Raw genomic sequence first — 24,568 nt, 5'->3', positions numbered from 1 at the left:
ACAGCCGGCCTCACAGCGGCTTGGTCAGGTACACGGCTTCGCGCCCGACGATCGTGCGCTGCGCGGGCATGAAGATCGTGCAGTCGTCGCACAGCGCGCGAATCTCTTCGTCGCCGTTGGTGGCGATCAACTCGCCCTTGGCAAAGGTCTCGAAGCCGATCAGCGGGCGCACGAACGCGAAGTCTTCCGACTTGATGACGTAGGTCTGCAGCAGCTGGAAGCGGCGTTGCGCCTCGGGCGGCGGCGTGGCCGGGTCCTTGTCGACGAGGCCGAAATACGCGAGGAAATCGTAGGTGACGGCGGTCGCGAGCTCCGACGCGGAGCGCAGGAAGTGCTGGCCGCACTCGACCACCATCGCCACGCCCTTGCCGTCCGGGCCGCCATGGCTGCCGTACTGGATCAGCGGCGTGCCCGAGCCCAGGCCGTCGGGCATCACCAGGTGCACCGACGGGCGTCCGATGGCCAGCGCGACCTTGGCGTTGCGCTCGAACGCCGGGTACACCCAGAACGGCACCACGGGCTGGCTGGTCGAATGGATGTCGAGGATGTGGTCGGCCGCCTCCACCACCGGGCGCAGGATGCGCGCGCGGCGCAGTTCGGGGCTGTCTTCCGTGCCGTCGAGCCACTCGGGCGACCAGATGCGGTTCAGGTTGTGCACGATCTGGCGGCTGTCGAAGGGCGCCTCTTCCTTGAACGACTCGTAGGCCTCGATGTTGGAGAAGGCCACGGTGAGCGTGCCGATCTTCGGGCGCACGTTGTTGTCGAGCAGGTGCGTGGCGGCGGTCATGCCGCAGATCTCGTTGCCGTGCGTGAGCGCGTTGATCAGCACGTGCGGGCCGGGCTTGCCCGACTCGAAGCGGTGCACGTAGTCGATGCCGACGTTGCCCTTGCGATAGGCGGAGAGGTCGCGGGGGAGGACTTCGAGGGCGGGAGGCAGTTGGGTCATGGGGCTGTGGGGAGTGAGCGAAGCAGCCGGCAAGTTTGCTACAGATGGCCGTTTCGCGCCTCGCACGCCGCCAGGGCCCATTACCAGTTCACTTCACGCTCCGGCGTCGCCGAAATATGGTGGATCGACAGGTCCGCCCCGTCGTATTCCTCTTCCTGCGTCAGCCGCAGCCCGACCGCCTTCTTCAGCGCGCCGTACACCGCCCACCCTGCCAGGCCGGCCCAGACGACGCCCATCAGCGTGCCGATCAGCTGCGCCCACACGTTCACCCCGCCCATGCCGCCCAGCGCCTGCGTGCCGAAGATGCCCGCGGCGATGCCGCCCCAGGTGCCGCACAGGCCGTGCAGCGGCCACACGCCGAGCACGTCGTCGATCTTCCATCTGTTCTGCACCAGCGTGAACATCTTGACGAAGATCGCGCCGGCCACGCCGCCCACCACCAGCGCGCCCAGCGGGTGCATCAGGTCGGAGCCGGCGCAGATGGCCACCAGCCCCGCGAGCGGGCCGTTGTAGACGAAGCCGGGGTCGTTCTTGCCCATGGCCAGCGCGACCAGCGTGCCGCCGACCATCGCCATCAGCGAGTTGACGGCGACGAGGCCGGAGATCTTGTCGATGCTCTGCGCGCTCATCACGTTGAAGCCGAACCAGCCCACGCACAGCACCCATGCGCCGAGCGCCAGGAACGGAATGTTCGACGGCGGGTGCGCGCTGAGCGAGCCGTCGCCCCGGTAGCGGTTGCGCCGCGCGCCCAGCAGCAGCACGGCCGGCAGCGCGAGCCAGCCGCCCACGGCATGCACCACCACCGAACCCGCGAAGTCATGGAATTCGTGGCCGGTGAGCGACGCTATCCAGCCCTGGATGCCGAAGTGCTTGTTCCACGCGATGCCTTCGTACAGCGGATAGACGAAGCCGACGATCACCGCCGTGGCGATGAGCTGCGGCCAGAACTTGGCGCGCTCCGCGATGCCGCCCGAGATGATGGCCGGAATGGCCGCCGCAAAGGTCAGCAGGAAGAAGAACTTCACCAGCTCGTAGCCGCTTCTTGCCGACAGTTCAGTGGCGCTCACGAAGAAATGCGTGCCGTAGGCCACGCCGTAGCCCACCAGGAAGTACACGATGGTCGACACCGAGAAGTCGACCAGGATCTTCACCAGCGCATTGACCTGGTTCTTCTTTCGGACGGTGCCGAGCTCCAGAAAGGCAAAACCGGCATGCATGGCCAACACCATGATCGCGCCGAGAAGGATGAACAGCGCGTCAGCGCCCTGTTTGAGTGCGTCCATTGAAGCTTCTTGCAGTTTTTTGGTTTGATTTGGTGCAACGCACCCGAATTGCTCGGAGCGGCGCCATAAGCAAGCAAAAAAGGTGCCTGAAAGCTCTTTGATGGTGCAGAACGAACCAATAACGGGCTTGCCCAGCCCGTTCGCGCACCGGATCAGCCCGCGCCGGCGCGCAGTGCGTCCCGGTAGCGGCGGCTGCAGGGCACCGTGGTGCCGTCGTGCATGTGCAGGCGGGCGTCGCCGCCGTCCAGCGGCTCGATTTCCTTGACGCGACCCAGGTTCACCGCGTGGCTGCGGTGCACGCGCGCGAAGCGGTCGGGGTCGAGCTGGGTCAGGAAGTCGGTGAGCGTGGCGCGCAGCAGGTAATCGTGGCCGTTGACGTGCAGGCCGACATAGTTGCCCTCGGCCTGCAGCCAGTCGATGTCGGTGGCGGCGATGAGGAATTCGCGGCGCAGCTTTCGCACGAGGAATCGTTCGGGGCGCGGGGGCGGTGGTGGGGGTGCTTGCGGCATGGAGGGCGCCGCCTCTGTCACCCCCTCCTCCGGCGCATCGAGCACCCGGGCTTCTCCCTGCAGCCGCAGCAGGAACCGCCGGTAGACCCAGATGCCGAAAATCATGCTGGCGTATACCCGCACGTCCTTCAGGTACTCATAGCCCCACTGGGCGGTCCAGCTGGAAAAGCCGTAGTGCTCGCCGGCCATCGAATAGACCAGCGAGCGCAGCCCGAACATGCCGGCCACATGGACCACGCTGACCGCCACGCTGGCTGCCAGGTGCCAGGCCAGGAAGCGGACCCAGTGCCTGCTCGCCAGCGGCGCCAGCCAGCGTTCGATGGCCACCAGCGCCGGCACCAGCGGCAACAGCACGAAGTGGCTCGACACCTCCCAGGTGACGACTTCCCAGCGGGCATGCGGCACCGCGCGATTGCCGACATCGGCGATCGCGACCAGGGTGCTGAACGCGGCCTGCAGCGTCATCAGCACGATCCAGAAGCCCACCTCGACATAGCGGCGGATCGGCTCGTAGCGTTCGTAGAGGTTCTTGCGTGGATCGCCCATGCCCGGAATTCTCGCGAAATCGCCCCCTGGGGCCGGCGAATTTCGTCCCTGGGGGCCACCGCTCGTCACAAAGCGGGGGCAATCCGTCCCGGCGGCGCGCCGCCGCGGGGCCGTGCGGCCGAACATCGCAGCCTTCCAGATTCGAGGCCCCCCAAGATGCACACCGCCGCCTACATCCCGCCAGACCATCGCCGCCACGACATCGACGCCCTGCGCGCGCTGGCATTCCTGTTCGTCATCCTCTATCACGTGGGCATGTACTACGTGGCCGGCTGGCACTGGCACCTCAAGAGCCCTCACGAGGCCGAATGGCTGCGCTGGCCGATGGCCATGCTCAACCTCTGGCGCATGGACCTGGTGTTCCTCATCTCCGGCGTGTCGCTGGGCTTCCTGAGCCGCGGCCAGGGCACCTGGGCGCTGCTGCGCAGCCGGGGCCTGCGGCTGATGCTGCCGCTGGCCTTCGGCATGGCGGTGATCGTGCCCTACCAGGCCTACGCGCAGGGCGTGGCCAACGGGATGGTGGCGCCGGGCTTCGGCGCCTTCCTGCTGCGCTACTTGTCGATGAGTGCGCCGTGGCCGAAGCAGGCCTTCGATGGCGCGGATTTCGGCATCACCTGGAACCACCTCTGGTACCTGCCCTACCTGTTCACCTACACGGCACTGGTGGCGCTGACACTGCCGCTGTGGAAGTCCGCCGCCGGCCAGCGGGTGCGGCGCGGCTTCAACGGACTGCGCGGCTGGAAGCTGCTGTTGCTGCCGGCTGTGCCGCTGCTGCTGTGGACGATGCTGCTGGCCTCGCGCTTTCCGGCCACCCACAACTTGGTGCGCGACTTCCATCTGCACAGCATCTATTTCACGATGTTCCTCTATGGCTACTGGATGGGCGTGGACACCGGCGTCTGGAAGGAACTGGAGCGGCTGCGCCGGGTGTCCCTTGCGCTGGCGCTCGCGGTGATCGCCACTTTCTTCGCGCTGCGCGCCGTCACCAGCGGGCCGCCCTCGGGGCTGTCGATGGACGTGCTGCGCGTGCTCTACCTGTGGCTGACGGTCTCGGCCATCCTGGGCTACGGGCACCGGTACCTGAACCGGCCCTGGCCCTGGCTGCGTTGGGCCAACGAGTCGGTGTACCCGTGGTACGTGCTGCACCAGACGCTGATCATCATCGGTGCGGTGCTGCTGGCCCCGCTCGCGCTCGGGCCGGTGGTAGAGCCCGCGCTGCTGGTGGCTTTGACCATCTTCGGCTGCTGGGCGCTGACCGACGGGCTGGTCCGCCGCGTCAACTTCCTGCGGCCGCTGTTCGGGCTGAAGCTCAGGCGGCCGGCTTCGCGGCAGCCTCTTCCACCGGAACCAGAATGGCGTTCCCCGTCGCCACGAGCTTGAGGGCATCGCCCTCGCCCTGCGCATAGAGCTCGGCCGCCGCGAACACCTGCTTGCGCCCGGCCTTCACCACCCGGCCCCGCGCCACGAAGGCGCTGCCCACGGCGGGCGCGATGCAGTTCACCGAGAAATGCGACGCCAGCACGCGGCCCGCCACGCTGGCGGCCGCGAAGCCGCTCACGGTGTCGAGCAGCGCGCCGATCATCCCCGCATGCAGGAAGCCGGCGTACTGGCCCATGTCTTCCTCGCGGAAGTCCATGCGCAGCTCGGCCTCGCCGTTGGCGGCGCTCGTGACTTCGAAGCCGGCCCAGCGGTTGAAGGCGGCGGTCTTGTTGATGGCCTGGATGGTGTCGAGCATGGCGTGCAGTCCGTTGAAAGCGATGCAGGCCACTCTACGAACCGCCCCCCGCATTCGTCGTCGCGCGCGTGACCGCCCACGCACCGGCGGTTGCCTTGGCGACAGCGGCCGAAAATTTTCTTGCGATGCCTTAACCCCTTTCGCGCGGCCCGTCCGTAGCAGTGGGGGTCTGTCCCACTTCTTTCTTCGAAGGCATCCCATGAAAGCAACGCCCCCCGTCTTCCTTCGCGCCACCGCCGGCGCCGCCGTCCTGCTGGTGCTGAGCTTCAGCGCGCAAGGGCAGGCCGCCACGCAGCCGGCAGCCATTTCCGGCTCGCGCATCACCCAGGTGAAGGTCTATCCCGGCAGCGCCACGGTCGATCGCGTGGCGCGGGTGGCGGCCGGAAGCCGCTCGGTCACCTTCGCCTGCCTGCCGGCAGGGCTGGACGTGCAGAGCCTGCAGGTGTCGGCCGACGCATCGGTGCGCGTGGGCGAGACCTCGGTGCTGAGCGAGGCGCGCGAGCTTTCCGCGCAGTGCGCGACCAGCGCGCTGGATGGCCGCATCCGCGAGCTGGAAGATCAGAAGGCCGCGCTGCAGGCCGAGAGCGATGCGCTCGGCATGGTCAACGGCTACCTCAAGGGCCTGGCCGGCAGCGGCGGCGACACGCCCCAGGGCGCCCGCGCGCCGGTGGATGCGCGCAACCTCGTCGCCATGACCGAGGCGATGCGCCGCACCGGGCAGGACTCGCTGCTCAAGCAGCACCAGATCCAGCGCCGGCAGACCGACATCGACCGCCAGCTCAACCCGCTGCTCGCCGAACGCACCCGCACCCAGGGCAGCGGCGAGCAGGTGATGGCCGTGACGGTCACGTTGGCGGCCAGCGCGGACGCCGACGTCAGGCTCAGCTACCAGGTCAACGGCCCCGGCTGGACGCCCAGCTACCGTGCGCTGCTCGACAGCGGCACCGGCAAGGTCCGCATCGAGCGCCAGGCGCTGGTGGCGCAAGCCACGGGCGAAGACTGGCGCGGCGTGAAGCTGGTGCTCTCCACCGGCCAGCCGCGCCGCGAAACCACCGGGCGGCTGCCATCGGCATGGCGCATCGGCGTGGAGCCGCCGCCGCCGCCGGCGCGCACGCGCAACGAAGAACTGGCGCCGATGCCCGCCGCGCCGATAGCCATGGCTCCCGAGAGCGCCAGGCAGTTGCGGGAGCGCCGTGCGCCGCTGTTCGACGTGAGCGTGTTCGACAGCAGCTTCGCCACCGAGTTTTCAGTGCCGCAAAGCATCGACGTGCCCTCCAACGGCCAGCGCGTGACCCTGGCGCTGGGCCAGCATGAAGACACCGCCAGGCTGGTCGCCCGCACCAGCCCGCGCGTGGATGCCAGCGCCTTCCTGGTCGCCGACATGGCGCAGCCCGACGGCGTCTGGCCGGCCGGCCCGATGCTGCTGTACCGCGACGGCGCCTTTGTCGGCAACGGCCGCTGGAGCCCGCCCACCGATGCCCGCCTGACGCTGTCCTTCGGCCGCGACGAACTGGTGCGGGTGCAGGCCGAGCCCGAGCGCGACAACCAGGGCACCGGCGGCTTCGCCGGCTCGCGCGCCGAGCGCAAGGTGCAGCGCGCCTACGTGGTCGAGAACCGCCACCGCACGCCGGTCACGGTGGAGGTACTGGAAGCCGCGCCGGTGTCTGTCGACGAGCAGGTGCGCGTGAGCTCGCAGTTCGCGCCCAGGCCCGACGACCTGTCGTGGAACAAGCAGCCCGGCCTCACGATGTGGCGCTTCGACCTGGACCCCGGCAAGTCCGCCCGCGTGGCGGCCGACTACACCATCGGCTACCCGAAGGACGCGCGGCTGCAGATGCGCTGAGCGCCCTCGCCCGCGGACCGAGCGCGCATGAACCTCGGGCTTGCGGGCCGCTCCTCAGATCCGAGTCAGGCCGGCGTGGCATCCTCATGGACCCAATCGCTTATCCATGGGAGAAAAAACGTGAGAAGGATTCATCGGCGAGGCGCGCTGGCCTTGTCGGCCGCGTGCGCGGCGTCCGCCCTGCTCGCCGTCTCGGGCTGCGAACGGAAAAGCGCGCCCGCAGCTGCCGCCGCCGCGCCGCCGGAACCCGTCCTGCCGGCCACCGCCATCGGCAGCGTGGAAATCACGCAGGAAGACATCGACTGGTTCCGCCGCAGCAAGGCCGAGTGGATCGACTGCGAATCCGGCGCACCCGGCATCGTGCCGCCCGACCTGACGCTCGAGCAGTTCGGCGAAGCGCTCGACGGCGCTTCCTCTGCGGCGGTCGAGCGCTTCACCAACGTGGCCTCGGCCTTCTTCCTGCACGCGAGCTTCGCGCAGGGGCACTACGCCTTCCAGCCGCCCTTCGGCCAGCGCGATGCCTTCGACGTGACCGACGAGCACATCCGCCTGCTGCAGCGCGCGAACTGGCGCACCTTCATGATCGACTGCAAGCGCCCGTACGGCGACTTCACCCACTTCGAGATCGACATGGCCGACATCCTCGGCCTGCCGCTGAAGAAGGACGCCAAGGGCCGCGCGCAGATCGGCAAGGACGCCGAGCAGCGCATGGATGCGCTGCACGCCGACATGCTCTATGCGCTGCAGGCGTACATCCGCTTCGCGCGGCTCAACCCGGGGCGCTACGTGGTGCCGGGGCGCAGCTTCTCGCGCTTCGTGAGCCGCCCGCTGTGCCGCCCGGTCTCGGCCACGCGCGTCGCGCTCTACCAGCGCGCGCTGAAGGCCGCCGGCCCGCACCCGGATTCGCGCCGCACGGTGGCGCTCAACGAGGCGGCGGCGGCGTTGTTCGCGCTGGACTGAGGGCGCTCAGGCGTCCTGCCCGGGCGCCGTCTCTGGCTTCGGCTTGCCCTTCTGCTTGCGCGCGGCCTTCTTCGCGGCCCGCTCGGCGTCGCGGCGCTGCCCATCGGCCAGCCATTCGGCAAACTCTTCCGGTGTTTCGAGCGTGATGCGCCCGAGGTTGCCGGCGCGGAATTCGTGCATGACGATTTCCGCCGCCTTCTGCAGGTTGACGCGCCCCTTGCCCAGCAGCGCACCGCGCTTGCGGCCGATGGTGTCGAGCAGCGCCTCGTCCTTCATCTCGGCCATGGTGGCGGCGTCGAGCTCCACCAGCTTGAAGCGCGCGGCCACGCCGGCGCCGTAGTGAACCTTGAGGTAGTTGAGCAGCTCGAGCGCCACCTCTTCCTCGTCGAAGGCGTTGCGCCCCACGGCACCGCTGGCCGCCAGGTTGTAGCCGCTCTTGGGCACGATGATGCGCGGCCACAGCATGCCGGGCGTGTCCCACAGGTAGAAGTCGTCGGCCAGCGTGATGCGCTGTTCGAGCTTGGTGATGCCGGCCTCGTCGCCGGTCTTGGCCTTGCGCCCGCCGGTCAGCGTGTTGATGAGCGTCGACTTGCCCACGTTGGGAATGCCGCAGATCAGCACGCGCATCGGCTTGGCCATGCCGCCGCGGTTGGGCGAGAGCTGGTGGCAGGCCTTCACCAGTTGCTGCGCGGGCGTGGTCTGGCTCGCGTCCAGGCCGATGGCGCGGGTGTCGGGCAGCGCGTTGTAGTGCGCGAGCCACTGCACGGTGCGCTCGGGGTCGGCCAGGTCCTGCTTGTTGAGCACCTTGAGGCTGGGCCGCCCGGCCGTGAGCTCCGCCAGCATGGGGTTGGCGCTGGAACCGGGCAAGCGTGCGTCAAGCAGTTCTATGACCACGTCGATGTCTTTCACCCGCTCGGTGATGGCCTTCTGGGTCGCATACATGTGACCGGGGAACCACTGGATCGCCATCGGTAGGCTCTTTCTTTTCGCGCTGACTGGAATTCGGGGAAACGGACCGGCCTTCGGGCCGGGGTGCGAATTGTGAACCGGGAACCTGAACGCTAGCTGCGCGCTACGTTTTCGATAGCTGCGCTCGGCGATTCTGCCTACCCCGCCGAGCCGCGTGTTCGCGTCGGCGCCGGCACAGCCTTGATTTTTGGCGCATTGCGCGCGGGTTGCACACACGCGCAATCCCCTAGTGGGTTTTGCGACGCCCGAGGCGCGTCCGCCCCTATCATTTGAACGAGCGCGGCGCATGAGCGTCGGTCGAGTCGAAAACTTTTTTATGGAGTTACCGCGATGAAACCCGTCTCCGAACTGCTCAAGCGTCACGATTCCGCGGCCTGGCGCACCTCTCCCAACGCCACCGTGTTCGATGCGCTGGCCACCCTCGCGCGCTTCGAGGTGGGCGCGCTGATGGTGATGGAGGGCGAGAAGCTGGTCGGTTTTCTTTCAGAGCGCGACTACACCCGCAAGGTGGCGCTGCAGGGCAAGAACTCGAAGGAAGTGCGCGTTTCGGAGATCATGACGCCCGACGTGATGACCGTCACCCCGCAAACCCGCACGCGCGCCTGCATGACGCTCATGAGCCAGCGCAAGTTCCGCCACCTGCCGGTGGTCGACGGCGAGAAGGTGGTCGGCATGATCTCGATCCAGGACCTGATGGACGACATCATCTCGGACCACGAGGCCACCATCGAGCAGCTGACCACATACATCCAGAGCTGAGAAACCGCCGCATTGCGGACCCTGCCCGGCGCGTGGGTAGGGAATAGACCTACGCACGATGCGTCGCATCCGGGCGCACAGTGAGGCTTCGTTCATCCATCCAGCAGGGAGATTGCATGCAGATTCAGGTCAACACGAGCAACGGCATCACCAACAAGGACGCGCTGGAGCGCTGGGCCGACACCGAGATCAAGCAGCACCTGAGCCGTTTCGTCGACGACGTGACACGCGTCGAAGTACACCTGAGCGACGAGAACCACGACAAGACCGGCGGCGCCGACAAGTGCTGCGTGATGGAGGCGCGACTGGCTCACCACCAGCCGCTGGCGGTGAAGCAGCACGCCGCCACCCTCGACGAAGCCTTCCGCGGCGCGGCCGACAAGCTCAAGCGGCTGCTCGACAGCACGCTGGGCCGCCTTCACAACCACCGGGACCGCGGCTCGATCCGCACCGACCCCAGCTTCATTGCGGAGTAGGCGGCGCGGCGGCGGCTTTGCGCCTGCGTGCGCGGGGCCGCGCGGCCGTTGCCGTGCCGCCCGACTCGGCCGGAATCGGCGGCGGCCGGTGGCCGCTGGCCATCCACTCGTCATAGAAGCCGATCTTGCTTTCGACCAGCGTGAGCGCCCTCTTCCATTCGGCGATGGTGCCTGTCACGCGTTCGCGGTGCGCTGCCAGCATGTCGCGCCGCTGGCGCAGCGTGGACTTGCCCTGCACCGCCAGCGCCGTGTACTCGCGCATCTCGGCAATCGACATGCCGGTGCGGCGCAGCCTTTCCATCAGGTCGAGCCAGCCGACGTGCGGCTCGCCGTAGAGGCGCCGTCCGCCCTCGTCGCGCGCCACGCCGGGCACGAGCCCCTGTGTCTCGTACCAGCGGATGGCGTGCACCGTGCGGCCGGTGCGGGCCGCCAGCTCGCCGATATGAAAGGGCGTGCCCCTGCTGTCAGCCGGCATGGGCTGGGGCGGGAGGCGGCTGCAGCGCCTCCTGCACGAGCGCTGTGTCGAAGTATTCGGTCAGCTCTTTCACCTTGCCTCCTTCGAGTCGGTAGACGTAGCAATAGCGGTTGTTGTAGCGCTTGCCGGCCTTGGTGGGCACGTCGCCGCTGAACAGCACCACCACGCGGTCGCCTTCGGCGATGACGCGCTCCGTCCTGCTGCGGTAGGGCGCCGCGAACTGCGCGAAGAGCGGGTCCAGCAATTCCTCGCGGATCGCCTTCTTGCCCTGGTAGGTGCGCGACCATGCGGTGCTGCCTTCGAGCTTCCAGCTCGCGTCGTCGGCGAGGCTGTCGACGAAGGCCTGGCCGTTGCCCTTGTCCAGCTCGTCGTGGATGTGCCGGACGAGGGCCTTGTTGTCGATCGTGTTCATGGCTTGATTTCCTTGCGTTGAATGAATGAACCGAGCGCCCAGGAGGCGCCCGGAGAATTCATTGGAAATGCTCGAGTGCACTCGAGGTCAAGCGCGCCATGAACAGAACAGGCGGCGGGCGGTGCCGTCAGCCCCGCTTCGCGTTGGCCATGCCCTTGGCCACTTCGTTGGAGCCCTGCGCCGCGCCGCTCTGCGGCACGATCTCGCCCTCCCGCTCGGTCACCTCCGACAGGCGCGCGGCCAGCTGCTCCGGCGTGTCGGCCTCGATGCCCAGCCAGGCGCCTTGCGTCAGCGTGATGTGCGCTGCCTCGAAGGTGCCGGCGCCGGCACAGAGGATGGTGCGGTTCGGCGCGTCCTGCGCGGCCAGCACCAGCATGGCGGGCACCACGGCCTCGGGGCGGAAGGCCTCGAGCATTTCCTTGGGGAACAGGTCCTCGGTCATGCGGGTGGCGGCGGTGGGGGCCAGGCAGTTCACGCGGATGTCGTTCTTCGCGCCTTCGATGCTCAGCGTCTGCATCAGGCCCACCAGCGCCAGCTTGGCAGCGCCGTAGTTGCTCTGGCCGAAGTTGCCGTACAGGCCGGACGACGACGTGGTCATCACGATGCGGCCGTACTTCTGCTCGTTCATGAGCGCCCAGACGGCCTTGGTGCAATTCACGGCGCCCATCAGGTGCACGTCGACCACCAGCTTGAAGTCGGCCAGTTCCATCTTCGCGAAGCTCTTGTCGCGCAGGATGCCGGCGTTGTTGACGAGGATGTCGACGCGGCCCCAGGCGTCGACCGCTTCCTTGACCATGGCCTGCACCGCCTCGAAGTCGGTCACCGAGGCGCCGTTGGCAATGGCTTCGCCGCCGGCCGCCTTGATCTCATCGACCACCGCCTGCGCGGCGCTCACCGAACCGCCGGAACCGTCGCGCGCGCCGCCCAGGTCGTTCACCACCACCTTGGCGCCGCGCGAAGCCAGCGCCAGCGCATGCTGGCGGCCCAGCCCGCCGCCCGCGCCGGTCACGATGGCCACGCGGCCCTTGAAGTCGATGCTGCTGTTGCTGCTGCTCATGTCTCTTTGTCGCTTTCCTAGGGAGTTGCTTGCCGTTGTTCGTCGTTGCCGCCCGGAAGGCGGCAGCGTGGCGTTTTACCCCAGAAAGGCGCCGGTGCGCAGTCTTGCGCGCGTCAGCCGGCCGGCCCCGGTTCAACCGTGTTCAACCGTGGGCGGAGCGCACCTGCTCGCAGTACGCCACCAGCTGGTCGAGCTCGGCGGACTTGTCGAAGAAGGCATCGGCGCCCAGTTGCTCCGAGCGCTGGCGCATGTCGGTGGTGGCGTAGTTGCTGAGCACCACCACCTTCTGGTGCGGCGCGCGGTTGCGGCAGGCCTGGATCACGCCGAGGCCGTTGCCGCGCTTGAGGAACAGGTCGACGATGGTCAGGTCCCAGTCTTCGCTGTGCAGGCGCAGCCAGGTCACGGCCTCGTCTTCTGTGCTGGCGGAGGCCACGACCTCGGCATCGGCCACGTCCTGCAGGAAACCGACGAGGTTTTCGCGGATCACGGGGCTGTCTTCGACGAGGTAGGCCCTGAAGCTCATGGCGACAGCGCCGGCTCGGCGGCTGGCCGGCAAGTACTGGATGACGAAGGTGGTCGGTGCATGCCCACATCGTCGCAACCCGCGCGACGCCCACGGTGAGCCATGCGGGCCAATGCCTGTAGGCCATCGGCCAGCACGCCTGTCGGCATGCGAGGCGCGGGGCCGCTCAGGTGCCCGGCCGCATCGGGGCCAAAAGCCTAGGCCGCCAGCGCCACCACGCGGCCGCGCGTCATGCCCAGCCGCGAGGGCGACACGTACTGCTCGCGGTAGATCTCGAAGGGCATGGTGTCGGCCGCCTCGATGCGCTTCTGCTCCTGGATCGACTCGGCAGTCATCCGCTCGAACGCGGCCTGCTGCTCCGCCGAGAACGGCATCGCCAGCAGCGCGGCGCGGGTCTGCTCCGACTGGGCGCGCACGAAGCCGACGAAGGAATTGCCGTGCTGCTGCTCGATGGCCGCCAGCACGCGGGCCGAAGGCAGGCTGTCGGGGTCCTGCAGCGCGGCCAGCGCGGCACGCACGGCATCGACATGCTGCGTGCCGCCGCCGCCGTGCGCCGCGTCGAGCGCAGCGGCAATCGGCAGGCACTGCTCGGCCAGCTCCACGCCCCAGTCGGCCAGCGTCACTTCGCTGCCGCCGCGCGCAAGACGCAGGCCCGGCTCGCGCCCGCGCGCGGCGGTGAGGTGCTGGTTGCGCGCGAGGTCGGCAATTTCCTGCGGCGTGTCGTCGGGGCTGTCGCTCAGCAGGCAGTGCAGCAGGAACACGTCGATGAAGCGCATGGTCTGCGCGTTGATGCCGACGGTCTCGAAGGGGTCGAGGTCCATCAGGCGCACTTCGACGTACTCCACGCCTCGCTCGCGCAGCGCATGCAGCGGGCGCTCGCCGGGGTTGATGACGCGCTTGGGGCGGATGGTGCCGTAGAACTCGTTCTCGATCTGCAGCAGGCTGGTGGCAAGCTGGTTGTAGTCGCCGCCCAGGTTGCGGATGCCGATGGCCTCGTAGGCCGGCCACGGGCGCGTGAGCGCATCCTGCAGCGAGGCGCCATAGCCCTCGAGGCTGTTGTAGCTCACGGCCAGCGAAGCCTGCGCGTCGCTCTGGTAGCCGAGCCGGCCCATGCGCAGCGAGGTGCCGTGCGGCATGAACATGCTGCCGTCGCCCAGCGGCTGCAGCTCGTGCGGGCGGCCCGCCACGAAGCTCGAACACAGCGCCGGCGAGGCGCCGAACAGGTACAGCAGCAAAAAGGCGTGGCGGCGGAAGTTGCGGATCAGCGCGAAGTACTGTTCGCTGGACACCTCGGGCAGCGACCAGTTGTAGTGGATGCCCGAAATGGTCTGCATGCGCCGGCCGTAGCGGTGGCTCAGGCCCATGCGGTAGACGCTCTTGGCGCGGCCCACGTTCGACGAGCCATAGCGGCCGATCGGAATGGTCTCGTCGGTCGGCAGGCCGCAGGGCATGCTCGACACCCACAGGCGCTCGTCGCCCAGCGTGTCGAGCACGCGGTAGGTGAACTGGTGCACCCGCGTGAGCTCTTCCAGTGCCGACTCGACGCCGCCGTGCACGCCCGTGATGAGTTCGAGCTGCGATTCGCTGAAGTCGGTCGTGATGTGCGGATGCGTGAGCGCGGAGCCCAGCGCCAGCGGATGCGGCGTGAGCGCGAGCTTGCCGTCCGGCAGCGCCCGCAGGCTTTCCTTCTCGATTCCGCGTCGCATGCCTTTCAGTCGTGTCGCTGAAAGAGCACCCAACCTCTCCTGCAATCTGTTGCTCATATTGTTATGACCCATCAATCTTCTGAGGGGCTGGAAGGTAGCACGGGCGCGCGCGCGTTGCTTGTGCAGGGAATCCCGCATTCGGCTAGCCTGCCGGGCGCTATTTTTTTTATAGCTTCACGCATAGCTGCCACGCGGGTTGAACGGCTCGACCGTTGCTCGATGCGGGCCGGAATCAGGCCTTGGCGCGGCCCGCCGAGAGGTCGATCTCGTCGGACTGGTAGACATGCATCTCCGGCGTGCCGTCGGCCATGGCCGCCAGCGCCTTGGCGAAGGCGCGCGAGGCGTCCACCCGGAAGTGCGCCTGCAGCGCGGCCATGTCGCTCCAGCGCTCCACGAAAGTCAGGCGCAGCGGCTGCAGCGCGTCGGTCGTCACTTCATGCGAGATGCAGCCCGGCTCGGCGCGCGAGCGCTGCACGTGCTCGGTGCTGATGGCCAGCATCGCCTGCAGGGTGTCGGGCTTTGCCAGCGCGTGTCCGATGACCAGGATCATGGGGTCGTCTCCTTCAGCCGAGCACCCGCAGCAGAAAGCGGTTCAGGTCGGCAATTTCTTCCATGCACACCGAATGCGCCATCGCGTATTCGTGCCACTCCACGGTGTAGCCCAGGGCGGTGAGCGCGTCGCGCGAGCGCACGGCCGCGGCCAGCGGCACCACCGGGTCCTGCCGGCCGTGCGCCAGGAACACCGGCGTTTCGTGGTTGGCGGCGTGGCGCTCGGCCGCGGTGGTGGCCGCGATCGGCAGGTAGCCCGAGAGGCCGACGATGCCCGCCAGCCGCTCGGTGTGGCGAAGGCCCGTCATGAGGGCCATGGCGCAGCCTTGCGAGAAGCCCGCCACCACGATGCGGCCGGCGGCGATGCCACGGGCCTTCTCGCTGGCGATGAGCGCCTCGATGGTGGCCTGCGAGCGGCGCAGGCCGGCCTCGTCTTCGCGCGCCGCGAGATCGGCCACGGCAATGTCGTACCAGGCCGGCATCTGATAGCCGCCGTTGATGGTCACGGGAATGACGGGCGCGTTGGGGAACACGAAGCGCACGGGGCCCACGGCCGCCAGGTCGAGTTCATTGGCGATCGGCACGAAGTCGTTGCCGTCGGCGCCAAGGCCGTGCATCACGATCACCGTGGCGGTGGGGTTGGGGGCGGTTTCTATCTCGATGGGGGGACGGGACATGGTCGGGCAAAGGTATTCAGGAACGCGAATGACAGGACCTTAGCGCATTCGGGGCCTGCCAGAGGCATGGAAACGGCCGGTTGGCTGACTTGCACACGGTTGCGCCGTGCCCAACATGGCCTGAAAAGACATCAAGGAAACCCGCGTGAGCCATTCCCCTCCCCTGGTAGAGACCAAGCTGGCCGGCGTCGTGCTGGTCTGCGGCGACTGCGAAGAACGCAAGGACGGCCCCACGAAGCTGAGGGCCAAGCAGGTCCGCAAGGAACTGAAGCACGGCCTCTCGCACCTGCCGGTGCGGCTGCGCGTGGTGCAGTGCAGCTGCCTCGGCCTGTGCCCGAAGAAGGCCGTCGCGCTTGCCGCCGTGGCGCAGGGCCATGCCCCGCTGGCGGCCGAGGCGTGCACCGAGCAGGACGTGGACGCCTTCGCCAAGGCGCTGGCCCGGTCCGTCAAGTGAACGGGCGAGGCGCTATTCGGCCTTGATGCCGACTGCCTTCACGATCTGCGCATAGCGCTCGTACTCGCTCGACACCTGCGCCTGGAACTGGCGCTGCGGATGGCCGGTGGCTTCGATGCCCTGTGCCGCGAGTTCGGCGCGGGCGGCCGGTGTCTGCACGATGCGCCCGGCCTCGGCCGCGATGGCGTCGACCACGGGCTGCGGCGTGCGGGCCGGCGCGAACAGCCCGAACCAGGTGCCAGAGCGGTAGCCCGCGTAAGTCTCGCCCACCGTGGGCACCTCGGGCAGCAGCGCATGGCGCTTCTCGCCGCTGGTGCCCAGCGCCACCAGCCGGCCGCTGCGGATCTGCGGCAGCGCCGGGCCCACGGCGATGAACATCACGTCGACCTGCCCCGCGATCACGTCCTGCATGCCCAGCGGGCCGCCGCGGTACGGAATGTGGGTGACGTAGATGCCCGTCTTCTGCTTGAGCAGTTCCATGCTGAGCTGCTGCGGACTGCCGTTGCCGGCCGAGGCGTAGTTGATGCGGCCCGGATGGGCCTTGGCCGCGCGCACGAAGTCGGCCACCGTGCGAAAGCCCGTCTTCGGGTTGGCCACCAGCACGAAGTCGATCTGCCCGAGCGACACCACCGGCACGAGGTCGCGCCGCGCGTCGTAGGGCAGGCCGGCCTGGATGTTGGGGAGGATGGTGATCGGCCCGTCGGCCCCCACCAGCAGCGAATAGCCATCCGGCTGGGCCTTGGCCAGTCCGTCGGCCGCCAGGATGCCCGCCGCGCCGGCGCGGTTGTCGATCACCACCGGCTGCTTCCATTGCTCCGACAGCCGCTGCCCCAGAAAGCGCGCCAGCACGTCGGGCGAGCTGCCGGGGGTGTTGGCGACCGTGATGTGCACGGGCTTCGACGGATAGGCAGGCTGCTGCGCCTGCGCGGCCAGGGGAAGCGACAGGCCGGCCCACAACGCGCCCAGGGCGAACATCGGAGTCAGCAGGAAACGGGCGCGCATGGTGAACTTTCGTTGGCGGAAGACAAAGCGCGCGATTCTGGAGCGCTTACGCACGCAGGCAAACGACCCATTTGTCAGATGCTTAGCTGCGTTCGGGCATATGCCCCGGCTTGCCGGCGCCCCCTATGGGGACGCGGGCACCCCGGATGCAACACAATGGCGTTTCGCATGAAGACCACCACCCCGCAACCGAAGCCCCCTCTTGCCGCCAGCGCCGCCGCGGCGCCGTTCGACAGCGAACGGCTGCTGCGCGACAGCGGCCTGCGCGTGACGCGCGCCGCGCAGACCGTGCTCGAACTGCTCGAACGCAGCTCCCAGCCGCTGACCCACGAGGAAGTGGCCGCCGCCTACACGGCCGCCACCGGCGAGGCGCCCGACCGCGTCACGGTCTACCGCGTGCTCGACCGGCTGGTCGAGGCCGGCCTGTGCGACCGCCGCGTGGGCGCCGACCGGGTCAACCGCTTCTCGCGCCATGTCGAGGCCGCCTCGGGCAACACCTTCGAATGCGACCAGTGCCACAAGGTGCTGGCCCTCCCGTCCGACCCGGAACTGCCGAAGGTGATGGGCCGGCTGGGCAAGGCGTTGCGCAAGCAGGGCATCGACACCCGCAACACCGCCCTCACGCTGCACGGCACCTGCGGAGAGTGCGCAAGGTAGCTTCAGCCCTTCACGCGTTCCAGGACGGGAAGGGATCGGGAAAGTTCTGCCACCACGAGGCGCCGAAGCGCATCTCGTTTTCCGTCAGCAGGCAGGCGTCGAGCCGCGCGCGCAGCGCGTCTTCATCCATGCCGATGCCGATCAGCACCAGCTCCTGCCGCGCGTCGCCCGTGGCCGGGTCCCAGTTCCTGCGGATCAGCTCCAGCGCCTCCGGGTCGGTCGGCCAGTGCTCGCGCGGCACCGCCGCCCACCAGAAGCCCGCTGCACCGTAGCGGCAGGCGCCGCCGGCCTGCGACCACGAGCCCGCGCGGGTGGCGCGGCTCGCGAGCCAGAAGAAGCCCTTGGAGCGCACCACGCCCTCCCACTCGCTCTGCACCAGCTTCCAGAAGCGCATCGGGTGGAACGGCAGGCGCGAACGGTAGACGAAGCTGCGGATGCCGTATTCCTCGGTCTCGGGCACGTGTTCGCCGCGCAACTCGGCCAGCCAGCCGGGCGCCTGCTCGGCCTCGTCGAAGTCGAACAGGCCGGTGTCCAGCACCCGGTCGAGCGCCACGCGGCCGAACTCCGACACCTCGATGCGGGCGCGCGGATTCAGGCTGCGCAGGATCGCCATCAGCCGCTCCCGTTCCTCGACGCTGACGAGGTCGATCTTGTTGACCACCAGCACGTCGCAGAACTCGATCTGCTCGATCAGCAGGTCGACCACGGTGCGCGTGTCCTCGTCGCCCAGCGACTGTCCGCGACTGCCGAGGCTGTCGGCCGAGCTGTAGTCGCGCAGGAAGTTGAAGGCGTCGACCACCGTCACCATGGTGTCGAGCCGCGCCACGTCGGCCAGGCTCTTGCCGTCTTCACCGGCGAAGGTGAAGGTCTCCGCCACGGGCAGCGGCTCGGAGATGCCGGTGGACTCGATCACCAGCTGGTCGAAGCGGCCCTCCTTCGCGAGCCGGCCCACCTCCACCAGCAGGTCTTCGCGCAGGGTGCAGCAGATGCAGCCGTTGCTCATCTCGACCAGCTTCTCGTCGGTGCGCGACAGCTGCGCGCCGCCGTCGCGCACCAGCGCGGCGTCGATGTTGACATCGCTCATGTCGTTGACGATGACCGCCACGCGGCGGCCTTCGCGGTTGTGGAGGATGTGGTTCAGCAGCGTGGTCTTGCCGGCACCGAGAAAGCCGGAGAGCACGGTGACGGGGAGGCGATCGGCCATGGGGGCAGCTTCCATATATGCAACAGAATTGCATTATATGGATCAACGCAACTTGGTTGCGTTTGCCGCTCAGTATTGGAGTTGGGGATACCAGTCCTTGCCCCGCCCTTCGGGCGTCATGTCCAGCAGGTTCCAGATCGGCATGGCGTCGGGCGCGCCGCGCGGGTCCTGCCCCGGGTCGGCAGTGCCGGGGCTCATCTCGGCCGCCCAGAAATGGCGGATGGTCTCGCCGTCGCGCCGGAACACGTTGAACGCCGGGTTGTCGCCGCCGTCGGGCTTCTCTCCGGCGTAGTCGCGGTTGAAATCGTTGCCGCCCGACGAGTACAGCGGCAGGTGGCGCCAGCCGCGTTCCCGTGCAAAGGCCGCCATGCGGTCGATGGGCGAGGTGGCGATCACCGCGAACGCCACGCGCTGCAGGATGTCGGGCATTTCGCCGTCGTAGGCGCTGAGCAGCGAGGTGCACATGGGGCATGGCCGCTCCCGCTTCGGGCCGAACATCCAGTTGTAGGTGATGAGGGTGCCGTGCTTTCCGAAAAGCTCGGAGAATTTCACCGGGCCGTCGGTGCCCTGGAACAGGTAGTCCTGCGGCACGAAGCCGCCCGGCGGCAGCGCGCGGCGCATCTCCGCCACGCGCTCGATGCGGCGGCGCAGATCGATTTCTTCGGCGAGCAGTTCGGTGCGCGCCTTGCGGTACTCGGCGCTTTCGCCGGGAAAGCGGACGGGGTTGGACCTTGCGAGCTGGCTGGCCGAAGCAAGGCCCAAGGACTCTGCACTGGAAGACATGGCGGATCACCTCCTGAAGCCCGAAAGATGGACATTGACGTCGATCGCCGCGCCATATTGGCCCCGAACATTGCGCCGCGCCAGTACGCGCTTTTCCCCTGCCGGACCTGGAGTTGTCCTACGCCGCCCTACATTTCGAACGCCTCGACCTGCCGCCCGTCGATGTCGGTGAAGCCGTAGGCACGCGCCAGGTCGGCCACGCGCAGCACTTCGCCGGTCTTGTCCATCACCGCGGGGTCGGCAGCCAGCGCGGCCACCGCCCGGCCCAGATAGCGCGGCGATTCGGTGCGCGCGAGTTCGGGCTTCTCCTGCCAGTGCGCCTCGTCGGTCTTGTGCCCGGCCAGCACGAATTCCGTGCGCATCCAGCCCGGCGACACCGCGACGGACGCCACGCCGTGCGGCTTCAGTTCATGCGCCATGCCGAAGGCCAGCCGCGTCATCGACGCCTTGGCCAGGTCGTAGAACAGGCTGCCGCGCAGGTAGCGGCCCCGGTCCCAGAAGGTGGTGGTGACGATCAGCCCCTTCTTCTGCCGCACCAGCATTGGCGCGGCGCAGCGGCTGGCCACCAGATGGTTGCGCACGCCGCGGTCGAACATCGTGTCCCAGTTCGATAGCGGATGTTCCCAGAACGGCGCCTCGAACACGCCGTTGAAACTCTCGTGGCCGCCCCAGGCGTTGTTGACGAGCAGGTCGAGGCGGCCCTGCTCGCGGTCCACGCGATCGAACAGCGCGGCCACTTCGTCTTCACGGGTGTGGTCGCATTGCACGGCGATGCCCCGGCCACCCTGGCGCGTGACCTCCTCGGCCGTGTCGTCGATGCTGCCGGGCAGCGCCTTCAGGTCCGACAGGGCCAGCAATTGGCCGTAGCTGGAGGCAGGCTGGTCTCGCGTGCTGCGTCCGGTGACGTACACGGTGGCGCCGGCCGCGCCCAGTTCGACCGCGATGCCGCGCCCTGCGCCCCGGCTCGCGCCCGTGACCACAGCCACGCAGTCCTTCAACGGACGGTCGGTGCTTTCTTCTTTCTGCATCTTTTCGGTTCCTTGCTTGAGAGCGCATGAAGATAGGCCGCGCTCAGCCGCCCGTCTTGGAAGAAACCGAAACCGTTCGCCCGAGGAACTCGGTCGGCGTGACGCCGCACAGCGCGCGGAACTCGTTGACGAGATGCGACTGGTCGTAGAAGCCGCCTTCCAGCGCAAGGTCGGCCCAATCCGGCGCCGGCCGCTGCCGCAGCGTGCGCAGGCAGCCGTGCATCCGCGCGAGCCGGCTCCAGGCGCGCGGCGACAGGCCGACGTGTGCATGAAAAAGCTGCTGCAGCCGACGTTCGCCGACACCGACCGCCGCCGCCACATCGCGCAACGGCAGCCGGCCGTCGGACGCAGCGATCAACCGCGCCGCATGCGTGGCGATGTCGTTGCCCGCGATGCGGCTGCCGCGCAGGCGATACAGCAGCGCGGCATGCAACAGCGCGACACGCTGGGCGTCGCCGGGCGCTTCGGCCATGCGCTCGAGCAGCGCCGAACCCTCCCCTCGCCACAGCGCATCGAGATGGACCGCGCCGCCGCCGATCTCACCGGCCGGCAGCCCGAGCAAGCAGGCAGCGGCGCCAGGGCGCAGGGTGACGGAGAGCCCCTCGACCTTGCCCCGCATGCGCACCACGGCCGGTGCGGCCGAGGCGCCGATGGCCTCCACCGCCAGCCCGTCGCACCCGCCAGCAGACGGCGCGTCGCCGAAGTTGAAGACCAGCCGCACCGCGCCGTCGGGCAGCACGCGCTCGCGCATCTCGTGGCCGTCGGCGAAAGTTTCGCGGTACAGCATGAGGTGCGACACATGCCCGCGCAACGCGGCACTCACCGCCAACGCGCGCAGCGTGCCGGCGGGCACGGCCGATTCCGGCCCGTGCAGGGGGTCGTCTTCGAGCCGGAGGAAAAGGCGTTCGCCCATGGGTGCCGATTGTGTTGAAAAAGAGGCCACCTCAGGTCGCTGAAAATCGGCCTCTCCACTTTTTCGGTACCGTCCGCCGCATGCCCGCCACCGCCCTGCCCGTTATCTACTCGTTCCGCCGCTGCCCGTACGCCATGCGCGCGCGGCTCGCACTGGCGGCCGCGGAGCAAGCCTGCGAGCTGCGCGAGGTGGCGCTGAAGAACAAGCCCCCGGAAATGCTCGCCGCCTCGCCCAAGGGCACGGTGCCGGTGCTGCTGCCCGGCGACGGCACGGTGCTGGAGCAGAGCCTGGACGTGATGCTCTGGGCGCTGCGCCGCAACGACCCGCTGCGCTGGCTGCAGCCCGATGCCGGCACGCTCGCTGACATGCTCACGCTGGTCGCCGAATGCGACGACCGCTTCAAGCCCCTGCTGGACCGCTACAAGTACCCCGACCGCCATGCGGACGGCGGCGCGCCGGCCCGCGAACAGGGCGCGCTGTTCCTGCGCGGCCTCGAAGACCGGCTCTCGGCCTCGCCGCAGCTCGCCGGCGGCCACGCCACCCTGGCCGACGCCGCGCTGATGCCGTTCGTGCGGCAGTTCGCGATGGTCGATGCCGCATGGTTCGCCGCGCAGCCGTGGCCCCGCCTGCTGGCCTGGCTCGACGGCTGGACCGGCTCCGGACTGTTCGAACGCGTCATGCACAAGTACGCGCCGTGGAAGGCGGGCGAGGCCGGCGTCCGGTTCTAGCCGGACATGACCGCCGCGGAAGCGCGCTGGATGCACTCGATGAAGTGCTGCGCCGCCGGCGTCGACAACTGTCCCCTGCGCCGCAGCACGCACACATTGAGCATGGGCAGTGCCTCGTCCACGTCGACCCGGCGGATGCCGTGGCGCTTGAAAGTCAGCTTGACCAGAGGCTCGACGAACAGGCCGATCAAATCCATGTTTCCCACCAGCCCCAGCGCCACCGTCACCGATTGCCCCTGGATGATGCGCGAGGGCGGCGGCAGCCCCAACGGCGTGAACAGCGGCGCCACCGACTCGCGCCCCCGATGGTCGTCGCCCGGCAATATCCATTCGGCCGGGTAGAGGTCGAGCAGCGAGCGCGCACCGCGCAGCGGATGGCGGTTGCGCATGCCCACCACCAGCTGCACCGGAAACAGCTCCAGCGCCTCGAACTGCGGATCGAGCGTGCCCGGCACCACGTGCGCCACCGCGAAGTCGAGGTAGCCGTCGCGCAGACGCGCCAGCATCCACGGCAGCACCGCTTCGCTGAACTGCACGTCGACGGCGGGCAGGCGGGTGTGGAAATCCTTGAACGCGGGCGGCAGCACGGTGAGCGCGAACGATGCGCTCACGGCCATCGACACCGTGCCGGTGGCGCCGTCGCGGATCTGCGCAATTTCGTCCCGCGCGCGCTGCATGTCGGCCAGCAGCAGCCGCGCGCGCGGCGCAAAGGCCTGGCCGAACTCGGTGAGCCGCACGCCCTTGACGCTGCGCTCCACCAGCGGCGCGCCGACCTCGCGCTCCAGCTCGCGCACGATCTTCGTCACCGCGGGCTGCGACAGTCCCAGCACCCGGGCCGCGGCGCGGATGCTCATCTGCTCGACCACCGCCACGAAGGCGTGCAACTGATTGGGTTTCATGACAACCAAAAGTTATCGTTATGGCCCAATTATTGTCTTTTCATGACAGCGGCGAGTCTCTAGCATCCGGCGCGGCCAGGGGCATACATACCTTCGGCAGACATCCATACAAAGCAAGCACACACTGGAGAGACATGAGCATCCCAAGCAACCCGCCGGCTTCGAGCCCCGCGCGCCGGCGCCAGACCATCGTTGCCACCACCATCGGCAACGGCCTGGAGTTCTTCGACTTCACCGTCTACGGCTTCCTGGCGCTCGTGATCGGCAAGCTCTTCTTTCCGACCTTCAATTCCTACGGGCAACTGCTGCTGACGGTGGCGAGCTTCGGCGTGGGCTTCATCATGCGGCCGCTGGGCGGCATCGTCATCGGCGCCTACGCGGACCGCGCGGGCCGCAAGAAGGCCATGACGCTCACCATCTTCCTGATGGCGCTGGGCTGCGCGCTGATCGCGTTCACGCCCACCTACGCGAGCATCGGCGTCGCGGCGCCGATCGTCATCGTGCTGGCGCGGCTCATCCAGGGTTTCTCGGCCGGCGGCGAGGTGGGCGCATCGACCACGCTGCTGGTGGAACACGCCACGCCGGCCAACCGCGGCTACATGGCGAGCTGGCAGTTCGCCAGCCAGGGCCTGGGCGTGCTGATGGGCGCCGTGGTGGTGGGCGTGCTCACGACCACGCTCTCGGCCGAATCCATGCAGAGCTGGGGCTGGCGCGTGCCCTTCGTGATCGGCATGCTGATCGCGCCGGTGGGCATGTACATACGCCGCCACCTCGAAGAGTCGCTGCACATCTCGCCGGCCGAAGCCGCCGCGCCGCGCGAAAGCAGCCTGAAGATCGTCTGCACGCAGCACGGCAAGACGGTGCTGGCCGCCATCCTCACGCTGGTGGGCGGCACCACGGCGGCCTACGTGGTCACGTTCTACATGCCGACTTATGCGGTGCGCGAGCTCGGGTTCACGCCCTCGGTGGCGCTGTTCGGCGCGGCGCTCACCGGCCTCATCTCTTTCGCTTTCGCGCCCTTCGTGGGCAAGCTGTCCGACGTGGTGGGCCGCAAGCCGCTGATCCTGTGGAGCCGCATCGCGCTGGCCGTGCTCATCTACCCGGGCTTCCTGTGGCTCAACGCCTCGCCCACGCCCACGGTTCTTTTCGTGGTGCTCGGCGTCTTCAGCTTCGGCCTGGTGGTGCAGACGGTGCCCGGCATCACGATGCTGCCGGAGATGTTTCCGAAGGCGGTGCGCGCGAGCGGCATGTCGCTGGTGTACAGCGTGGGCGTGGCTCTCTTCGGCGGCTTCGCGCCCTTCATCAGCACCTGGCTGCTGAACGCCACGGGCAGCAAGCTGGCGCCGGCCTGGTACCTGGTGGCGATGACGGTCGTCTCGCTGCTCGGCCTGCTCTGGCTGCGCGACCATACGGGCCGCGACATCGACGCTGCGGGCGCCCACGCGGCCTCGGCCTGAACAATCCCTCCCGACATT

The 24,568-nt window shown here is 68.5% G+C and carries 27 protein-coding genes; 9 read left to right on the top strand and 18 right to left on the bottom strand.

What is annotated here, in order from left to right; genetic code table 11:
• Positions 1-10: 10 nt before the first annotated feature.
• From WIX39_RS13365 to WIX39_RS13355, 3 genes are all read right to left on the bottom strand, one after another.
• On the bottom strand, positions 11-946 hold the full coding sequence (locus WIX39_RS13365; protein WP_409195192.1) for a succinylglutamate desuccinylase/aspartoacylase domain-containing protein: 936 nt from the start codon (positions 944-946) through the stop codon (positions 11-13).
• 80 nt (positions 947-1,026) lie between these two features.
• Positions 1,027-2,229: an ammonium transporter gene (locus WIX39_RS13360; protein WP_409195191.1), complete on the bottom strand. Its 1,203-nt coding sequence runs from the start codon at positions 2,227-2,229 to the stop codon at positions 1,027-1,029.
• A gap of 152 nt (positions 2,230-2,381) precedes the next feature.
• Entirely contained in the window at positions 2,382-3,284 is a 903-nt protein-coding gene (locus WIX39_RS13355; RefSeq protein ID WP_409195190.1) for a LytTR family DNA-binding domain-containing protein, read from the bottom strand.
• A 156-nt stretch (positions 3,285-3,440) separates the two neighbouring features.
• On the opposite strand from WIX39_RS13355, the gene WIX39_RS13350 reads away from it, so the two are divergent.
• Entirely contained in the window at positions 3,441-4,664 is a 1,224-nt protein-coding gene (locus tag WIX39_RS13350) for an acyltransferase family protein (RefSeq protein ID WP_409195189.1), read from the top strand.
• On the opposite strand, the gene WIX39_RS13345 is transcribed toward WIX39_RS13350, so the two are convergent.
• Positions 4,594-5,019: a PaaI family thioesterase gene (locus tag WIX39_RS13345; protein ID WP_106937503.1), complete on the bottom strand. Its 426-nt coding sequence runs from the start codon at positions 5,017-5,019 to the stop codon at positions 4,594-4,596. The two genes, WIX39_RS13350 and WIX39_RS13345, sit on opposite strands and share 71 nt — an antisense overlap.
• A gap of 199 nt (positions 5,020-5,218) precedes the next feature.
• Here WIX39_RS13345 and WIX39_RS13340 point away from each other — a divergent pair, with 199 nt between their 5' ends.
• Together WIX39_RS13340 and WIX39_RS13335 are read left to right on the top strand one after the other, a co-directional pair.
• Positions 5,219-6,862, top strand: coding sequence for a DUF4139 domain-containing protein (locus WIX39_RS13340; protein ID WP_409195188.1), 1,644 nt, complete (start codon positions 5,219-5,221; stop codon positions 6,860-6,862).
• 120 nt (positions 6,863-6,982) lie between these two features.
• The gene (locus WIX39_RS13335) at positions 6,983-7,822 is read left to right on the top strand and encodes a hypothetical protein (RefSeq protein WP_409195187.1); all 840 of its coding nucleotides are present in this window, start codon (positions 6,983-6,985) and stop codon (positions 7,820-7,822) included.
• Between the two features lie 6 nt (positions 7,823-7,828).
• On the opposite strand, the gene ylqF is transcribed toward WIX39_RS13335, so the two are convergent.
• A complete protein-coding gene (gene ylqF, locus WIX39_RS13330; protein ID WP_409195186.1) occupies positions 7,829-8,791 on the bottom strand; it encodes a ribosome biogenesis GTPase YlqF in 963 nt (320 codons plus the stop codon).
• A 330-nt stretch (positions 8,792-9,121) separates the two neighbouring features.
• Here ylqF and WIX39_RS13325 point away from each other — a divergent pair, with 330 nt between their 5' ends.
• Positions 9,122-9,550 carry a CBS domain-containing protein gene (locus WIX39_RS13325; RefSeq protein WP_081271529.1) on the top strand — a complete coding sequence of 143 codons (429 nt, stop codon included), beginning with the start codon at positions 9,122-9,124 and terminating at the stop codon, positions 9,548-9,550.
• A gap of 116 nt (positions 9,551-9,666) precedes the next feature.
• On the top strand, positions 9,667-10,026 hold the full coding sequence (locus WIX39_RS13320; RefSeq protein WP_081271528.1) for an HPF/RaiA family ribosome-associated protein: 360 nt from the start codon (positions 9,667-9,669) through the stop codon (positions 10,024-10,026).
• On the opposite strand, the gene WIX39_RS13315 is transcribed toward WIX39_RS13320, so the two are convergent.
• From WIX39_RS13315 to WIX39_RS13285, 7 genes are all read right to left on the bottom strand, one after another.
• Positions 10,013-10,501, bottom strand: a complete 489-nt coding sequence (locus WIX39_RS13315) for a MerR family transcriptional regulator (protein WP_409195185.1) — start codon at positions 10,499-10,501, stop codon at positions 10,013-10,015. The two genes, WIX39_RS13320 and WIX39_RS13315, sit on opposite strands and share 14 nt — an antisense overlap.
• On the bottom strand, positions 10,491-10,913 hold the full coding sequence (locus WIX39_RS13310) for a nuclear transport factor 2 family protein (RefSeq protein WP_409195184.1): 423 nt from the start codon (positions 10,911-10,913) through the stop codon (positions 10,491-10,493). Before WIX39_RS13310 ends, WIX39_RS13315 begins: the two co-directional genes overlap by 11 nt.
• A 127-nt stretch (positions 10,914-11,040) precedes the next feature.
• Positions 11,041-11,970 carry an SDR family NAD(P)-dependent oxidoreductase gene (locus WIX39_RS13305; protein WP_409195183.1) on the bottom strand — a complete coding sequence of 310 codons (930 nt, stop codon included), beginning with the start codon at positions 11,968-11,970 and terminating at the stop codon, positions 11,041-11,043.
• Between the two features lie 142 nt (positions 11,971-12,112).
• Entirely contained in the window at positions 12,113-12,493 is a 381-nt protein-coding gene (locus tag WIX39_RS13300; RefSeq protein WP_081271524.1) for a response regulator, read from the bottom strand.
• Between the two features lie 197 nt (positions 12,494-12,690).
• A complete protein-coding gene (gene gshA, locus WIX39_RS13295; protein ID WP_106935075.1) occupies positions 12,691-14,256 on the bottom strand; it encodes a glutamate--cysteine ligase in 1,566 nt (521 codons plus the stop codon).
• 175 nt (positions 14,257-14,431) lie between these two features.
• Positions 14,432-14,749, bottom strand: a complete 318-nt coding sequence (locus WIX39_RS13290; RefSeq protein WP_409195182.1) for a putative quinol monooxygenase — start codon at positions 14,747-14,749, stop codon at positions 14,432-14,434.
• A 13-nt stretch (positions 14,750-14,762) separates the two neighbouring features.
• Entirely contained in the window at positions 14,763-15,425 is a 663-nt protein-coding gene (locus tag WIX39_RS13285; RefSeq protein ID WP_081271521.1) for an alpha/beta hydrolase, read from the bottom strand.
• A gap of 145 nt (positions 15,426-15,570) precedes the next feature.
• On the opposite strand from WIX39_RS13285, the gene WIX39_RS13280 reads away from it, so the two are divergent.
• Positions 15,571-15,879: a hypothetical protein gene (locus tag WIX39_RS13280; RefSeq protein ID WP_159053632.1), complete on the top strand. Its 309-nt coding sequence runs from the start codon at positions 15,571-15,573 to the stop codon at positions 15,877-15,879.
• Positions 15,880-15,891: 12 nt separating this feature from the next.
• On the opposite strand, the gene WIX39_RS13275 is transcribed toward WIX39_RS13280, so the two are convergent.
• Positions 15,892-16,881, bottom strand: coding sequence for a Bug family tripartite tricarboxylate transporter substrate binding protein (locus tag WIX39_RS13275; RefSeq protein ID WP_285413045.1), 990 nt, complete (start codon positions 16,879-16,881; stop codon positions 15,892-15,894).
• Between the two features lie 168 nt (positions 16,882-17,049).
• Between WIX39_RS13275 and WIX39_RS13270 the strand changes: the two genes are divergently transcribed.
• A complete protein-coding gene (locus tag WIX39_RS13270; RefSeq protein ID WP_409195181.1) occupies positions 17,050-17,538 on the top strand; it encodes a Fur family transcriptional regulator in 489 nt (162 codons plus the stop codon).
• A 10-nt stretch (positions 17,539-17,548) separates the two neighbouring features.
• On the opposite strand, the gene zigA is transcribed toward WIX39_RS13270, so the two are convergent.
• The 4 genes from zigA to WIX39_RS13250 all read right to left on the bottom strand — a co-directional run bounded on the left by zigA (position 17,549) and on the right by WIX39_RS13250 (position 21,466).
• Positions 17,549-18,742: a zinc metallochaperone GTPase ZigA gene (gene zigA / locus WIX39_RS13265; RefSeq protein ID WP_081271517.1), complete on the bottom strand. Its 1,194-nt coding sequence runs from the start codon at positions 18,740-18,742 to the stop codon at positions 17,549-17,551.
• Between the two features lie 69 nt (positions 18,743-18,811).
• Positions 18,812-19,525, bottom strand: a complete 714-nt coding sequence (locus tag WIX39_RS13260) for a DUF899 family protein (RefSeq protein WP_409195180.1) — start codon at positions 19,523-19,525, stop codon at positions 18,812-18,814.
• 128 nt (positions 19,526-19,653) lie between these two features.
• Positions 19,654-20,553: an SDR family oxidoreductase gene (locus WIX39_RS13255; RefSeq protein WP_409195179.1), complete on the bottom strand. Its 900-nt coding sequence runs from the start codon at positions 20,551-20,553 to the stop codon at positions 19,654-19,656.
• A 43-nt stretch (positions 20,554-20,596) separates the two neighbouring features.
• Complete coding sequence (locus tag WIX39_RS13250) at positions 20,597-21,466, bottom strand: helix-turn-helix domain-containing protein (protein ID WP_409195178.1); 870 nt, start codon at positions 21,464-21,466, stop codon at positions 20,597-20,599.
• Positions 21,467-21,546: 80 nt separating this feature from the next.
• Between WIX39_RS13250 and WIX39_RS13245 the strand changes: the two genes are divergently transcribed.
• The gene (locus tag WIX39_RS13245) at positions 21,547-22,194 is read left to right on the top strand and encodes a glutathione S-transferase (RefSeq protein WP_409195177.1); all 648 of its coding nucleotides are present in this window, start codon (positions 21,547-21,549) and stop codon (positions 22,192-22,194) included.
• On the opposite strand, the gene WIX39_RS13240 is transcribed toward WIX39_RS13245, so the two are convergent.
• Complete coding sequence (locus WIX39_RS13240; protein ID WP_081271512.1) at positions 22,191-23,093, bottom strand: LysR family transcriptional regulator; 903 nt, start codon at positions 23,091-23,093, stop codon at positions 22,191-22,193. The two genes, WIX39_RS13245 and WIX39_RS13240, sit on opposite strands and share 4 nt — an antisense overlap.
• A gap of 134 nt (positions 23,094-23,227) precedes the next feature.
• Here WIX39_RS13240 and WIX39_RS13235 point away from each other — a divergent pair, with 134 nt between their 5' ends.
• Positions 23,228-24,550 (top strand): MFS transporter, encoded by a 1,323-nt coding sequence (locus tag WIX39_RS13235; protein ID WP_409195176.1) that lies wholly within the window; start codon positions 23,228-23,230, stop codon positions 24,548-24,550.
• Positions 24,551-24,568: the final 18 nt, after the last annotated feature.

Origin of the sequence: Variovorax sp. AB1(2024) (assembly GCF_037482385.2) — a bacterium.
Classification (GTDB): domain Bacteria; phylum Pseudomonadota; class Gammaproteobacteria; order Burkholderiales; family Burkholderiaceae_C; genus Variovorax.
This window is presented reverse-complemented; position numbering and strand designations above follow the sequence as displayed.

What these genes read in the sequence shown, in the direction of transcription:
- WIX39_RS13365 (WP_409195192.1), bottom strand. Translation starts at nt 946, where the DNA reads ATGACCCAACTGCCTCCCGCCCTCGAAGTCCTCCCCCGCGACCTCTCC.
- WIX39_RS13360 (WP_409195191.1), bottom strand. Translation starts at nt 2,229, where the DNA reads ATGGACGCACTCAAACAGGGCGCTGACGCGCTGTTCATCCTTCTCGGC.
- WIX39_RS13355 (WP_409195190.1), bottom strand. Translation starts at nt 3,284, where the DNA reads ATGGGCGATCCACGCAAGAACCTCTACGAACGCTACGAGCCGATCCGC.
- WIX39_RS13350 (WP_409195189.1), top strand. Translation starts at nt 3,441, where the DNA reads ATGCACACCGCCGCCTACATCCCGCCAGACCATCGCCGCCACGACATC.
- WIX39_RS13345 (WP_106937503.1), bottom strand. Translation starts at nt 5,019, where the DNA reads ATGCTCGACACCATCCAGGCCATCAACAAGACCGCCGCCTTCAACCGC.
- WIX39_RS13340 (WP_409195188.1), top strand. Translation starts at nt 5,219, where the DNA reads ATGAAAGCAACGCCCCCCGTCTTCCTTCGCGCCACCGCCGGCGCCGCC.
- ylqF (WP_409195186.1), bottom strand. Translation starts at nt 8,791, where the DNA reads ATGGCGATCCAGTGGTTCCCCGGTCACATGTATGCGACCCAGAAGGCC.
- WIX39_RS13325 (WP_081271529.1), top strand. Translation starts at nt 9,122, where the DNA reads ATGAAACCCGTCTCCGAACTGCTCAAGCGTCACGATTCCGCGGCCTGG.
- WIX39_RS13320 (WP_081271528.1), top strand. Translation starts at nt 9,667, where the DNA reads ATGCAGATTCAGGTCAACACGAGCAACGGCATCACCAACAAGGACGCG.
- WIX39_RS13315 (WP_409195185.1), bottom strand. Translation starts at nt 10,501, where the DNA reads ATGCCGGCTGACAGCAGGGGCACGCCCTTTCATATCGGCGAGCTGGCG.
- WIX39_RS13310 (WP_409195184.1), bottom strand. Translation starts at nt 10,913, where the DNA reads ATGAACACGATCGACAACAAGGCCCTCGTCCGGCACATCCACGACGAG.
- WIX39_RS13305 (WP_409195183.1), bottom strand. Translation starts at nt 11,970, where the DNA reads ATGAGCAGCAGCAACAGCAGCATCGACTTCAAGGGCCGCGTGGCCATC.
- WIX39_RS13300 (WP_081271524.1), bottom strand. Translation starts at nt 12,493, where the DNA reads ATGAGCTTCAGGGCCTACCTCGTCGAAGACAGCCCCGTGATCCGCGAA.
- gshA (WP_106935075.1), bottom strand. Translation starts at nt 14,256, where the DNA reads ATGAGCAACAGATTGCAGGAGAGGTTGGGTGCTCTTTCAGCGACACGA.
- WIX39_RS13290 (WP_409195182.1), bottom strand. Translation starts at nt 14,749, where the DNA reads ATGATCCTGGTCATCGGACACGCGCTGGCAAAGCCCGACACCCTGCAG.
- WIX39_RS13285 (WP_081271521.1), bottom strand. Translation starts at nt 15,425, where the DNA reads ATGTCCCGTCCCCCCATCGAGATAGAAACCGCCCCCAACCCCACCGCC.
- WIX39_RS13275 (WP_285413045.1), bottom strand. Translation starts at nt 16,881, where the DNA reads ATGCGCGCCCGTTTCCTGCTGACTCCGATGTTCGCCCTGGGCGCGTTG.
- WIX39_RS13270 (WP_409195181.1), top strand. Translation starts at nt 17,050, where the DNA reads ATGAAGACCACCACCCCGCAACCGAAGCCCCCTCTTGCCGCCAGCGCC.
- zigA (WP_081271517.1), bottom strand. Translation starts at nt 18,742, where the DNA reads ATGGCCGATCGCCTCCCCGTCACCGTGCTCTCCGGCTTTCTCGGTGCC.
- WIX39_RS13260 (WP_409195180.1), bottom strand. Translation starts at nt 19,525, where the DNA reads ATGTCTTCCAGTGCAGAGTCCTTGGGCCTTGCTTCGGCCAGCCAGCTC.
- WIX39_RS13255 (WP_409195179.1), bottom strand. Translation starts at nt 20,553, where the DNA reads ATGCAGAAAGAAGAAAGCACCGACCGTCCGTTGAAGGACTGCGTGGCT.
- WIX39_RS13250 (WP_409195178.1), bottom strand. Translation starts at nt 21,466, where the DNA reads ATGGGCGAACGCCTTTTCCTCCGGCTCGAAGACGACCCCCTGCACGGG.
- WIX39_RS13245 (WP_409195177.1), top strand. Translation starts at nt 21,547, where the DNA reads ATGCCCGCCACCGCCCTGCCCGTTATCTACTCGTTCCGCCGCTGCCCG.
- WIX39_RS13240 (WP_081271512.1), bottom strand. Translation starts at nt 23,093, where the DNA reads ATGAAACCCAATCAGTTGCACGCCTTCGTGGCGGTGGTCGAGCAGATG.
- WIX39_RS13235 (WP_409195176.1), top strand. Translation starts at nt 23,228, where the DNA reads ATGAGCATCCCAAGCAACCCGCCGGCTTCGAGCCCCGCGCGCCGGCGC.